Origin of the sequence: Amycolatopsis sp. M39 (genome assembly GCF_001651785.1) — a bacterium.
GTDB classification, from domain to species: Bacteria; Actinomycetota; Actinomycetes; order Mycobacteriales; family Pseudonocardiaceae; genus Amycolatopsis; species Amycolatopsis rubida.
In genome coordinates, this window is record NZ_LWSF01000012.1 from 42,072 (window position 1) to 53,946 (window position 11,875).

The following is an 11,875-nucleotide window of genomic DNA, read 5'->3' on the forward strand; positions in this document are numbered from 1 at the left end:
CCATTCGATGATTTCTGATAAAGTATTTTCTAGCTGGACGGTCTGGGTCATAGTGGGAGGCATGGCAGCAGCGGTTACCCCCGAGGACTTCCGGCCGATCCTGGAGCTGGTGCGCGACTTCGTCCGGGCGAAGGTCGTTCCGCGCGAACAGGAGATCATGGACGGCAACGCCATCCCCGGCGACCTGCGCACGCAGGCCGCGGAGATGGGGCTGTTCGGCTACGCGATCCCCCAGGAATGGGGCGGGCTCGGGCTCGACCTGACCCAGGACGTCGAGCTGGCGATGGAGCTCGGCTACACGTCGCTGGCGCTGCGGTCGATGTTCGGCACCAACAACGGCATCGCCGGACAGGTGCTGGTCGGCTTCGGCACCGGCGAGCAGAAGAGCCAGTGGCTGGAGCGCATCGCCTCGGGCGAGGTCGTCGCGTCGTTCGCGCTGACCGAGCCCGGTGCCGGGTCCAATCCCGCCGGGCTGCGCACCAAGGCGGTGCGCGACGGGGACGACTGGGTGCTCGACGGGCAGAAGCGGTTCATCACCAACGCGCCGATCGCGGATCTGTTCGTCGTGTTCGCCCGCACCCGTCCCGCGGACGACTCCGGGCCGGGCATCGCGGTGTTCCTCGTGCCCGCGGACACGCCGGGGCTGGAGGTAGGGCCCAAGGACAAGAAGATGGGCCAGGAGGGCGCCTGGACCGCGGACGTCGCCTTCACCGACGTCCGGGTGCCCGCCTCCGCGCTCGTCGGCGGCAACGAGGACGACGGGTACCGCGCCGCGATGACCTCCCTCGCGCGGGGCCGCGTGCATATCGCCGCACTCGCCGTCGGCTCCGCGCAGCGTGCGCTGGACGAGTCCGTCGCGTACGCCGCTTCGGCGACACAGGGCGGCCAGCCGATCGGCGATTTCCAGCTGGTGCAAGCAATGCTGGCGGATCAGCAGACCGGCGTGATGGCAGGGCGCGCGCTCGTGCGCGAGGCTGCGGCGCGCTACGTGTCCGGTGAGGATCGCCGGATCGGTCCCTCGGCGGCGAAGCTGTACTGCACGGAGATGGCGGGCAAGGTCGCCGATCTCGCCGTCCAGATCCACGGCGGCACCGGCTACATGCGCGACGTACCGGTCGAGCGGATCTACCGCGACATCCGGTTGCTGCGGCTTTACGAAGGCACCAGCGAAATCCAGCGCCTCATCATCGGCGGCGGGCTGGTCCGGCAGGCGAAGAAGGCACAGAAATGACCAGCCGCGCGGCTACCCGGGCACGGGAAGCGACGACTCTCCTGTTCGTCCCGGGTGACCGGCCGGAGCGTTTCGGCAAGGCCGTGGCTTCGGGGGCGAGCCTGGTCGTGCTCGACCTGGAGGACGCCGTCGCGCCCGAGCGCAAGGAGTACGCGCGGGAACAAGTCGTCGCGTGGCTTGAGGAGAACCCCGAGTGCGCGGTGCGGATAAACGCCGCTGGCACCGCCTGGCACGACGAAGACCTCGCCGTGCTCAGGCGGCGCCGGTGCACCGTGATGCTGCCGAAGGCCGAACCGGCGACGACGCGTGCCGCGGCCGAGCAGCTCGGCGTCCTGCCCGTGGTGATCGCGCTGGTCGAGACCGCGCGCGGGGTGCTGGACGCGCGGGAAACCGCCACCGTGCCGAACGTGCAGCGCCTCGCGTTCGGCAGCTTCGACCTGGCCGCGGAGCTGGGTGCCGACCCGGCGGACCGGGACGCGTTCGTCGCCGCGCGGGGCGCGCTCGTGCTCGCCTCCGCCGCAGCGGGACTGCCCGGACCGATCGACGGCGTCACCGCGGATCTGGACAACGAGCCGCACCTCACCGACGAAGTCCGCTACGCACGGCGGCTCGGCTTCGCCGGAAAGCTGTGCGTGCACCCGAAGCAGGTACCCGTCGCCGCCGCGGCGCTGCGGCCGACACGCGAGGAAGTCCGCTGGGCACAGTCGATCCTCGACGCCGGCGCGGATGGCGCCGTCGCAGTGAACGGACAGATGGTCGACAAGCCGGTGCTGGAGCGCGCCCAGCGCGTCCTCCGGCAGGCACGAGAAGGGAACGGGCGATGACGCTCACCGACGACGAACAGCAGATGGTCGCCCTGGTCGCGGAGTTCGTGGACGAACGGGTCCGGCCCCGGGTCCGCGAGTTCGAAGCCGACGACATCTACCCCGCCGAGTTCATCGACGAGATGAAGGAACTCGGCTTCTTCGGGCTGCTCGTCCCGGCCGAGCACGGCGGCGTCGACGTCAGCACCGCCTGCTTCGCCCGCGTCACCGAAGAGCTCGCGCGCGGCTGGATGAGCCTGGCGGGCGCGATCGGCGGGCACTCCGTCATCACCTATCTCATCAAAACCTTCGGCACCCCGCAGCAGCGCGAGAAGTACCTGCCCGCCATGGCTGAAGGCCGGATCCGCGCGACGATGGCGCTGACCGAGCCCGGCGGCGGCAGCGACCTCCAGGCGATGCGCACCCAGGCCGTGCCGGGCGACGAGGGCTACACGATCACCGGCTCGAAGACCTGGATCTCCAACGCGGCGCACTCCGGCCTCATCGGCCTGCTGTGCATCACCGACCGCGACGCGAAACCCGCGCACCGCGGCATGAGCGTCCTGCTCGTCGAACCCGGCGACGGCCTCACCATCTCCAAGAAGCTGCCCAAGCTGGGCTACCGCGGCGTCGAAGCCTGCGAACTCGTCTTCGACGGCCAGCAAGTGCCCGCGGACGCCGTTCTCGGCGGCACGCCGGACCAGGGCTGGTCGCACATGATGCGCGGGCTGGAAGTCGGCCGGATCCAGGTCGCCTCGCGGGCGCTGGGCGTCGGCCAGGCCGCGTTGAACGACGCCGTCCGCTATGCCCAGGAACGCGAGTCCTTCGGCAAGCCGATCTGGAAACACCAGTCGGTCGGGAACCTTCTCGCCGACATGGCCACCAAGATGCGCGCCGCCCGGCTGCTCACTGTGGACGCCGCGGAGAAGCTCGACGCGGGCGAACGCGCGGACATGGAGGCCGGGATGGCCAAGCTGTTCGCGTCGGAAACCGCGATGCAGGTCGCGCTCGACGCCATCCGCGTCCACGGCGGCTACGGCTACTCCAGGGAATACGACGTCGAGCGCTACTTCCGCGACGCGCCGCTGATGATCGTCGGCGAGGGCACCAACGAAATCCAGCGCAACGTCATCGCCGCGCAGCTCGTCGCGCGCAACAAGATCTGAGGGAATCCCATGACTCTGCTCAACGGCCGGACCGCTGTCGTCACCGGCGGCGCGCAAGGCATCGGACTCGCCATCGCCCAGCTGTTCGTCGCCCAGGGCGCCCGGGTGGTGCTCGGCGACATCGACGGCGAGGCAGCCGCGAAAACCGCGGACAGCCTGGACGGGGAAGCCGTCGGCGTCGCCTGCGACGTCACCAAGTCCGCCGATGTCGACGCCCTGCTGGCGGCCGCGGCCGCGACGTTCTCGCCGGTCGACGTGTTCGTCAACAACGCGGGCATCACCCGCGACGCGACGATGCGGACCATGACCGAGGACGAGTTCGACCAGGTCATTTCGGTGCACCTCAAGGGAACCTGGAACGGCACCCGCAAGGCAGCCGCGATCATGCGCGAGCGCAAGAGCGGAGCGATCGTGAACCTGTCGTCGCTCTCGGGCAAGGTCGGCATGGTCGGGCAGACGAACTACTCCGCCGCCAAGGCCGGGATCGTCGGGCTGACCAAGGCCGCGGCCAAGGAGATGGCGCACCACGGCGTCCGGGTCAACGCGATCCAGCCCGGCCTGATCCGCACCGCGATGACCGAGGCCATGCCGCAGAAGGCGTGGGACCAGAAGATGGCCGAGATCCCGATGCGCCGCGCGGGCGAGGTCGGCGAAATCGCTTCGGTCGCGTTGTTCCTCGCGTCCGACCTGTCCTCCTACATGACCGGCACGGTGCTCGAGGTGACCGGCGGGCGGTTCATGTGACCGGCTGGGAACCCCACGCGGTCACGACCGCGGAGCTGGTCGACCCGGCCCCGGTCGCGGCGCTGGCCGCGCTCTTCGACAACGGGCTGCCCGCGCCGCGGCCGGGCGACGACCTGCCTCCGCTGTGGCATTGGGTCGCGCTCCCCCGCTGGCCGGTCTCCTCGGAACTCGGCCCCGACGGGCACCCGGCGCGTGGCTCGTTCCTGCCGCCAGTCGACCTGCCGCGGCGGATGTTCGCTGGTGGCGAGGTGACCGTGCACCGGGCCCCGAGAATCGGCGAGACGGTGACCCGGAGGTCCATTGTGGACTCGGTGACGGAGAAATCCGGCCGCTCCGGAAAGCTGGTGATCGTCGTGGTGCGGACCGCGCTGTCCGGTGTGGACGGTTCGCCGCTCGTCGCGGAACGGCAGGACCTCATCTACCGCGAAGCGGGCGCGACCACCTCCGGGGCAGCGCCAGTGGAACCCGCGGAGCTGGCGCGAACTCCGTTCCGCCGCACCGAAAACGGCTGGGACTTCGCCACCGACCCCACCTTGTTGATGCGCTTTTCCGCGGCCACCGCGAACCCGCACCGCATTCACTACGACTGGCCGTACGCGACCCGGGCCGAGGGCTATCCCGGCCTGGTCGTGCACGGGCCGCTGATGTCGCTGGCGCTGGCCGAGGTGCTGCGCCTGGACTCCCCCGGCGCGCGGGTGACCCGGCTGGCGCACCGCAACCTGGCCCCGCTGTTCTGCGGCCAGCCCGCGCGCCTGCGCACCGAACCCCGTCCTGGCGGCGCGGCCCTGACCCTCGTCGGGGACGCCGGGCCGCGCACCAGCCTCGAAGCCGACTATCACGAGGAAGGCACTCTCCATGCGTGACGCCGTCATCTGCGAACCTGTCCGCACCCCGATCGGCCGCTTCGGCGGTTCGCTCAAGAGCGTGCCCGCCGCCGACCTTGGCACGATCGCGGTGAAAGGCCTGCTGGAGCGCACCGGTCTGCCCGCCGACGCGATCGACGACGTCATCCTCGGCCACTGCTACCCCAGCGCCGAAGCCCCCGCGATCGGCCGCGTCGTCGCGCTCGACGCCGGGCTGCCGGTGACTGTGCCGGGCATGCAGGTCGACCGTCGCTGCGGATCCGGACTGCAATCGGTGCTGCTCGCCGCGTTGCAGGTACAGGCGGGCGCGAGCGAGCTGATCGTCGCGGGCGGCGCGGAAAGCATGTCCACCACCGTCTTCTACGCCAACGACCTGCGCTGGGGCGCGGGCGGCGCGGGCGTCCACCTGCACGATTCGCTCACCCGCGGCCGCCAGACTCCGGGCGGCAAGCACTACCCGGTGCCCGGCGGGATGCTGGAGACCGCGGAGAACCTGCGGCGGCAGTACGGCATCAGCCGGGAAGAGCAGGACCGGCTCGCCGCTCGGTCGCATCAGCGGGCCGTCGCCGCGCAGCAGTCCGGGGTGTTCGCCGAGGAGATCATCCCGGTGCCGGTCGAGACGCGGAAAGGCACCGTCGTCGTCGACACCGACGAGCACCCCCGGCCGGACACCACCGTCGAAACCCTTGCCAAGCTGCGGCCGGTGCTGGGCAAGCAGGACCCGGAGGCGACGGTCACCGCGGGCAACGCCAGCGGCCAGAACGACGCCGCCGCGGTGTGCATCGTGACCACCCGCGAACGCGCCGCCGAACTGGGCCTGCGCCCGCTCGTGCGGCTGGTCTCGCACGGCGTGGCCGGGGTCGAGCCCAAGGTGATGGGCATCGGGCCAGTGCCTGCCTCGGCACTCGCGTTGGAACGGGCCGGGTTGAAGATCTCCGACATCGACCTGATCGAACTCAACGAGGCGTTCGCCGCGCAGGCGCTGGCGTGCACCCGCGAATGGGGCTTCGGCGAGTCCGATTTCGACCGGCTCAACGTGCACGGCTCCGGGATCTCGCTGGGTCACCCGGTCGGCGCGACCGGCACTCGGATCCTCGCCACGATGGCACGGGAAATGCGGCGCCGCGAGGCCCGCTACGGGCTGGAGACGATGTGCATCGGCGGCGGACAGGGCCTGGCCGCGGTGTTCGAGCGGGTGTCGGCGTGACCCGGGCTTTCGGCTCGGCGGACGAGGTACGGGCCGCGCTGGGCGAGGAGATCGGGCCGACCGGGTGGTTCGCCCTCGACCAGGCGCGGATCGACGCGTTCGCCGAGGCCACCGGCGACCGCCAGTGGATCCACACCGATCCGGAGCGGGCCGCGGACGGGCCGTTCGGGTCGACGATCGCGCACGGCTTCCTCACGCTTTCGCTGATCCCGTACTTCAGCGCGCAGCTGGTCCGGCTTGATTTCGGGGCCGCGCGGATCAACTACGGGTTGGGCAAGGTCCGGTTCCCGGCACCGGTTCCGGCCGGCTCGCGGCTGCGCGCCAGCGCGTCGTTCGCCGAGGTGAAAGACGGTCCCGCCGGGGTCACCGTGACCACGCGGTACACGGTGGAGCTGGAAGACTCGGCGAAACCGGCGTGTGTCGCCGAAACCCTGGTGGTCGTGGCCTGATGACCGACTTCTGCCCACTGGACGAAGCCGTCGCACGCCATGTCCGCGAGGGCGACGCGCTGCATGTCATCCTCGGGCACAGCCGGTGGAGCGCGCTTGTCCGCGAGATCGCGCGACAGCACTGGCACCGGCCGTCGCGGTTCACACTGATCATGGCGAGCCTGTCGTCGCTCGGCGCGGTGCTGTTCCGCTCCGGCTGCCTGGAGAAGGTCGTGACTGTCTACTCGGGAGACTCGTTTCCCGTGTTCACGCCGAACCCGGTGTTCCAGCAGGCGTACGCGGACGGCACGGTCGAGGTCGAAAACTGGTCGTTCCTGAGCTACATCCAGGGGTTGCGCGCCGCCGCGACCGGCGTGCCCGCGGTGGTCACCGGCTCGGTGCGCGATTCGTCGATGACCGGGAACCCCGGTTACGCGGAGGTCGACACGCCGTTCGGCCGCGTCGGCCTGGTCGCGCCGCTCACCCCGGATGTCGCGATCGTGCACGCCGCGGTCGCCGACCGGCAGGGCAATCTGGCTATCGCGCCGCCGATGTTCGAGGGCTCGATCGGGGCGTTCGCCGCCCGGCGCGGAGTGCTCGCGACGGTGGAAAAGGTCGTCGACGACCTGCGGCCGTGGGCCCCGTTCGTCCGCGTTCCGGCACACCGCGTGCTGGCCGTGGTCGAGGCTCCGTTCGGCGCCCATCCCGGCGGGGTCTTCCCCGGCACCGAGGGCGCGCGGCTGCCCGTGGACGGCTACGCCGAGGACGTCGAGTTCTGGATCGCGGCGCGGGAAGCCAGCCGTTCGGCGGATTTCGACGACTGGATCCGCGAATGGATCCTCGTCGACCACGACGCATATCTCGCCAAACTCGGTTCAGGGCGGCTTGATGCACTGACCCGCACACTCGGCCAGCCCACCCCGCCCACCGGCCGCGGGCAACACACCGGGCCAGCGACCCGGCCGGAACGCGCCGCGACCTGGCTCGCCGCACTCGTCCGGTCACGAATCGCCGAAACCCGGATCGACGGCGTGCTGGCCGGAGCCGGTCTCGCGAACCTCGCCGCCTGGGTGGCCGTCGAACAGGCGAAGGCGGACGGGCACGAGGTCGCGCTGGCGGCCGAGCTCGGACTCTGGGACTATTCCCCGACACCCGGCGACCCGTTCATCTTCAGCTTCGCCAACTTCCCGTCGTCCTCGATGCTGCTCGACACCGAACAGGCGCTCGGGAACCTCGTGAACGGCCCGGCCACGCGGTCGATCGCCTGCGTCGGAGCGGCGGAAATCGACCGCCGCGGCAACATCAACACCACCCGCGCCGACGGCGGTCCGTACCTTGTCGGTTCGGGCGGCGGGAACGACGTCGTGACCGGTGCGGACGAGACGTACGTGGTCGGGACGATGAGCCCGCGGCGGTTCATCGAAAACTGCGGCTACGTCACCAGCCCCGGCGCGCGGGTCCGGGCGGTGGTCACCGACCTCGGCATCCTGTCCCGGCGCGACGGCGAACTGGTGCTCACCGCGATCGCGCCCGGGCCGGAGCCGCTGGCCGACCGCGTCGAACACGTCCGGTCGCGCTGCGGCTGGGACCTCGCAGTGGCGGAGGACCTGAGCGAACTGCCCGAGGTGAGCGCGGACGACGTCGAGCAACTCCGGAAATACGACCGCGAGGGCTTGTTCCTCGGCGACGGCAGGAAAGGAGCGGCATGAGTCGCTACGCACAGTTCGAGAACCTGCGGGTCGACGGCCCGGACGAGGACGGCGTCGTCGAACTCGTCCTCGACGCCCCGCACCTCAACGCGGTCAGCGAAGCCGCGCACGCCGATCTCGCCGACATCTGGCGCGAGTTCGACCGCGACCCGGCGGTGAAAGCCGTCCTGCTGCGCGGCGAAGGCAACGGCTTCTCCGCCGGCGGGTCCTTCGACCTGGTCGAAAAGCTCGCCACCGACTTCGAAGCCCGCTCCCGCACCATGCGCGAGGCCCGGGATCTGGTCTACAACGTGATCGACTGCTCGAAACCGATCGTCTCCGCGATCCACGGCCCTGCCGTCGGCGCCGGACTCGTCGCCGGAGTCCTCGCGGACGTCTCCGTGGTCACCGCGAACGCGAAGATCATCGACGGCCACACCCGCCTCGGTGTCGCCGCGGGCGACCACGCGGCCGTCTGCTGGCCGCTGCTGTGCGGGATGGCGAAAGCCAAGTACTACCTGATGACCTGCCGCCCGCTGAACGGCGCCGAAGCCGAACGGATCGGCCTGGTGTCGCTGTGTGTGGACGAGGAAGCCGACCTGCTGCCCACCGCCCGCGAGATCGCGCACGAGCTGGCTTGCGGCGCCCCCACCGCGATCCGGTGGACCAAGCAGAGCCTCAACCTCTGGTACCGGCAGCTCGCCGGCGCGATCTTCGACTCTTCGCTGGCACTGGAGTTCTACGGTTTCGGCGGTCCTGAAGTGCACGAGGGTCTCGCCTCGCACCGCGAACGCCGCAAGCCCGACTTCTCCCGGGTGCACGACGCATGAACCCCGCACTGCTGGCCGGGTTGCGGGTGGTCGAGCTGTCCGCGTACGTCGCGACACCGCTGTGCGGGCTCACCCTCGCCCAACTCGGCGCGGACGTCGTGCGGGTGGAACCGCTGGGCGGAGCCCCCGACCGCACGCGCTGGCCGTTGTCCGACACCGGAACGAGCCTGTACTGGTCCGGGCTGAACAAGGGAAAGCGGGCCGTCGCCGTCGACCTGGAGTCCGAAGTGGACCGTCGCCGGGTCGCCGAGCTGATCGTCGAGGGCGGTCCGTGCGTGGTCGTGACCAACACTTCGCGGCACGCGGACCTCGGATACGAGGCCCTGAGCGCGCGACGGCCGGACCTCATCCACGTGCTGCTCGACGGCCGAGCCGACGGCGGCGCCGCGGTCGACTACACCGTTCAAGCGGCGACCGGCTTCCCGCTGCTCACCGGCACGGGTACGGTGCCGGTCAACCACGTGGTGCCCGCCTGGGACGTCTGCGCCGGGCTGTACCTGGCGATCGGGCTGCTGGCCGCCGAACGGCACCGGCAGGTCACCGGCCGCGGCCGGTCGATCCGGGTCGCGCTGGAGGACGTCGCCCTCGCCACCGCCGGGAACCTCGGCTACCTCGCCGAAGCGCAGCTGACCGACCACTCGCGGACCAAATCCGGCAACGAAATCTACGGCACCTACGGCGACGATTTCGAAACTGCCGACGGTGTCCGGGTGATGATCGTGCTGCTCACCGAACGGCACTGGCACAAGATGCTCGCCGCGACCGGACTGTCCGCCGCCTTCGCCGGGCTGAGCGAGACGCTGGGGATCTCCTTCGCCACCGAGTCCGACCGATACCGGCATCGGGACGTGATCACGCCGCTGCTGGCGCGGTGGTTCGGCCGGACGCCGTACGCGGAGGTGGCCGAAGTGCTTACCCGGCACCGGATTTTGTGGGAGCGGTACCGCAGCTTCGCCGAACTCGGCCGGGACGGTGGTGCGGCGCTGCGGGAGCTGGCGTTGTTCGAGTCGGTGGATCAGCCCGGGGCGGGGGCGCATTGGGCGCCGAAGTCGCCGATCCAGGTGGACGGGGGTCGGCTTGCTCCGCGGCCTGCGCCGGGGGTTGGGCAGCATAACGACGAGGTGCTGGGCGCGTCTGCGGACCGCTGAGCGGACGCTCCTGGAGAGTGCTTCCCCGGGCGAAAGCGCCGGGGAAGCACTCTCTCGGCGGATCAGTCGTCGACCAGGTCTTCCGCGGGCCACCGGGTGAGGAAGGCACCGAGCGCGTTGCCGATGAGCTCGCCTTGCCCGGTCGGTTCCTGGCCAGCGCCCAGGTGTCCGGTGAACGCGTCGCCCAGCGCGTCGATGATCGCTTCTTACTGGTCAAGAGCGGGTTTCTCCTGCCCTTGAAAGGCAGGCGGCAGTTCAGGGTCTCGTTCGGACAGCAGACCGGCGACGACCGCCCGGTACTCCGGCGGAGTGTTGCCTCCAGCCTGCTCTGCCCCGCGCCGACGCCGTAGTGGTCTCTCACGTCAACGACAGCGTCCTTGCCGGTGTAGCGATGCGAGTTGTCCGGCCGAATTCGGGTATTTCGACCGGATTGTCCGCGGCACCGTGCACGGCGGCGTCGTTCGCGCCATGGCCGTCTCGTTCGGCGATTTCCTTCGGCGGCCGAGCTAATGACCCCGAGGCCGGCTGCTGCGGTGGCGACCTCGCCCGGGTGGTTGAGCATGGCGTTGCCGGAGGACACCAGCCCATGGACCAGGTGTCCCCCGGCGTCCGCGAGGAGATTGCCCGCGTCGTCAAGCCAGTTCGATTGCTGTGGCGCGTCGGTGGTGACATTCCTGATGGCTGACGCGACAGTGTCCCGACGTCAGAGAGCTGCCCGCTCGCGCTGCCGCGCAGCGAGTGTGCTCCATAGTTTTGGACCGGCCGTTCGGTTCATGAGCGGCCACGGCCACACCCAAGGCCGGGCTGCTCTCGGCCGTCCTGGAGCGCGGGGCGTACGAGTTCTTCCGGCACCTTCGCGAGTCGCAGGCGAATCCGCCCGAGTCCCTGCCGCCCGCCGAACTGCTCGGCTGGTTCCTGCAGCGCACCGGCGAGGTCTTCGCCGCGAAACCCGACTTCCTGATCCTGCTGATGAGCGCCGAAGCGGTCGACGACGTCGAGGTGAAGGAGATCATCGAACGCGTCCGCGCCGGCGGACGGCGGCGCATGCGCCGGATGATCTCCCAGTCGTGGGCCGCCTCGGCCCGGAGGCGGCGGACAAGGCGGACAAGGCTATTTCGGCATCGCCGGATTCGACGGCGCGTTCGTCGCCTGGCAGGCGGAACCGGAGCGGTCCATGGGCGCGTTGCCGACCGAGGCCATGGACGCGATCGCGGAGGGGATAACCGGCAGGGTGCCGGTCTCCACGTTTATCGCCGCCGGGTGCGGCAAACCAGCCCGGTGACCGCACCCTCGACGAGGAGACCGAACATGACCGCACCCGGGCCCGAACCCGACGACGTGCCGGGTCTCGAACCGGGCGGCTCCGTGCCGCCCGGCGACACCCCGCCGGACGCCGGGCAAACCTCAGGACTCTCGCATCCGCAGCCGATGCCCTCGCGCGCGCTGCCCGCCCGCTGGCTAGCCGCGGTGGCGATCCTCGTGCTGGTGGTGGCCGCGTTCTTCGTACTGCGCGCCCTCGACTGGTTCTAGCCCGTTTGCCACTGACCTCGGCCGGGAATTCGCGCCGCGAGGTGATCGACGTGAGGCGAAACGAGGTACGGGCGAGCACGGACCGGCGGTCGTGGCATCGCCTCGGATCGGTCGCCGAACCGCTGTCGGCGAACGCGGCCGCGGGATGACCGCTCGGCTCGCGGGCGCGAACCGCCGTCGACGCCGGGACGCCGCCGACGCGGTGCCGTGGTCGCTGCGCGTCGCGGCGGCAGCGAG

Annotated in this window: 11 protein-coding genes; all 11 read left to right on the plus strand. The window is 70.6% G+C overall.

Annotated elements, in window-relative coordinates:
• Window positions 1-61: 61 nt before the first annotated feature.
• The 11 genes from A4R44_RS24650 to A4R44_RS24705 all read left to right on the plus strand — a co-directional run bounded on the left by A4R44_RS24650 (window position 62) and on the right by A4R44_RS24705 (window position 11,638).
• Entirely contained in the window at window positions 62-1,231 is a 1,170-nt protein-coding gene (locus tag A4R44_RS24650) for an acyl-CoA dehydrogenase family protein (protein WP_067585313.1), read from the plus strand.
• Entirely contained in the window at window positions 1,228-2,055 is an 828-nt protein-coding gene (locus tag A4R44_RS24655) for a CoA ester lyase (RefSeq protein WP_067585318.1), read from the plus strand. The genes A4R44_RS24650 and A4R44_RS24655 overlap by 4 nt, the downstream gene beginning before the upstream one ends.
• Window positions 2,052-3,200, plus strand: coding sequence for an acyl-CoA dehydrogenase family protein (locus A4R44_RS24660; RefSeq protein ID WP_067585321.1), 1,149 nt, complete (start codon window positions 2,052-2,054; stop codon window positions 3,198-3,200). The genes A4R44_RS24655 and A4R44_RS24660 overlap by 4 nt, the downstream gene beginning before the upstream one ends.
• 9 nt (window positions 3,201-3,209) lie before the next feature.
• On the plus strand, window positions 3,210-3,944 hold the full coding sequence (gene fabG, locus A4R44_RS24665) for a 3-oxoacyl-ACP reductase FabG (RefSeq protein ID WP_067585324.1): 735 nt from the start codon (window positions 3,210-3,212) through the stop codon (window positions 3,942-3,944).
• On the plus strand, window positions 3,941-4,807 hold the full coding sequence (locus A4R44_RS24670) for a MaoC family dehydratase N-terminal domain-containing protein (protein ID WP_067585328.1): 867 nt from the start codon (window positions 3,941-3,943) through the stop codon (window positions 4,805-4,807). The genes fabG and A4R44_RS24670 overlap by 4 nt, the downstream gene beginning before the upstream one ends.
• Window positions 4,800-6,014 carry an acetyl-CoA C-acetyltransferase gene (locus tag A4R44_RS24675; RefSeq protein WP_067585331.1) on the plus strand — a complete coding sequence of 405 codons (1,215 nt, stop codon included), beginning with the start codon at window positions 4,800-4,802 and terminating at the stop codon, window positions 6,012-6,014. The genes A4R44_RS24670 and A4R44_RS24675 overlap by 8 nt, the downstream gene beginning before the upstream one ends.
• The gene (locus tag A4R44_RS24680; RefSeq protein WP_067585334.1) at window positions 6,011-6,463 is read left to right on the plus strand and encodes a MaoC family dehydratase; all 453 of its coding nucleotides are present in this window, start codon (window positions 6,011-6,013) and stop codon (window positions 6,461-6,463) included. Before A4R44_RS24675 ends, A4R44_RS24680 begins: the two co-directional genes overlap by 4 nt.
• Window positions 6,463-8,151: a CoA-transferase gene (locus A4R44_RS24685; RefSeq protein WP_067585337.1), complete on the plus strand. Its 1,689-nt coding sequence runs from the start codon at window positions 6,463-6,465 to the stop codon at window positions 8,149-8,151. The genes A4R44_RS24680 and A4R44_RS24685 overlap by 1 nt, the downstream gene beginning before the upstream one ends.
• On the plus strand, window positions 8,148-8,960 hold the full coding sequence (locus A4R44_RS24690; protein WP_067585339.1) for an enoyl-CoA hydratase/isomerase family protein: 813 nt from the start codon (window positions 8,148-8,150) through the stop codon (window positions 8,958-8,960). The genes A4R44_RS24685 and A4R44_RS24690 overlap by 4 nt, the downstream gene beginning before the upstream one ends.
• A complete protein-coding gene (locus A4R44_RS24695; protein WP_067585342.1) occupies window positions 8,957-10,108 on the plus strand; it encodes a CoA transferase in 1,152 nt (383 codons plus the stop codon). Before A4R44_RS24690 ends, A4R44_RS24695 begins: the two co-directional genes overlap by 4 nt.
• Window positions 10,109-11,416: 1,308 nt before the next feature.
• Window positions 11,417-11,638: a DUF6480 family protein gene (locus A4R44_RS24705; RefSeq protein ID WP_067585347.1), complete on the plus strand. Its 222-nt coding sequence runs from the start codon at window positions 11,417-11,419 to the stop codon at window positions 11,636-11,638.
• The last annotated feature ends 237 nt before the right edge of the window (window positions 11,639-11,875 follow it).

Bases quoted from the DNA above. Each gene is read 5' to 3' on its own strand.
- A4R44_RS24660 (WP_067585321.1), top strand. From the start codon at position 2,052: ATGACGCTCACCGACGACGAACAGCAGATGGTCGCCCTGGTCGCGGAG.
- A4R44_RS24675 (WP_067585331.1), top strand. From the start codon at position 4,800: ATGCGTGACGCCGTCATCTGCGAACCTGTCCGCACCCCGATCGGCCGC.
- A4R44_RS24695 (WP_067585342.1), top strand. From the start codon at position 8,957: ATGAACCCCGCACTGCTGGCCGGGTTGCGGGTGGTCGAGCTGTCCGCG.
- A4R44_RS24655 (WP_067585318.1), top strand. From the start codon at position 1,228: ATGACCAGCCGCGCGGCTACCCGGGCACGGGAAGCGACGACTCTCCTG.
- A4R44_RS24690 (WP_067585339.1), top strand. From the start codon at position 8,148: ATGAGTCGCTACGCACAGTTCGAGAACCTGCGGGTCGACGGCCCGGAC.
- fabG (WP_067585324.1), top strand. From the start codon at position 3,210: ATGACTCTGCTCAACGGCCGGACCGCTGTCGTCACCGGCGGCGCGCAA.
- A4R44_RS24650 (WP_067585313.1), top strand. From the start codon at position 62: ATGGCAGCAGCGGTTACCCCCGAGGACTTCCGGCCGATCCTGGAGCTG.
- A4R44_RS24705 (WP_067585347.1), top strand. From the start codon at position 11,417: ATGACCGCACCCGGGCCCGAACCCGACGACGTGCCGGGTCTCGAACCG.
- A4R44_RS24685 (WP_067585337.1), top strand. From the start codon at position 6,463: ATGACCGACTTCTGCCCACTGGACGAAGCCGTCGCACGCCATGTCCGC.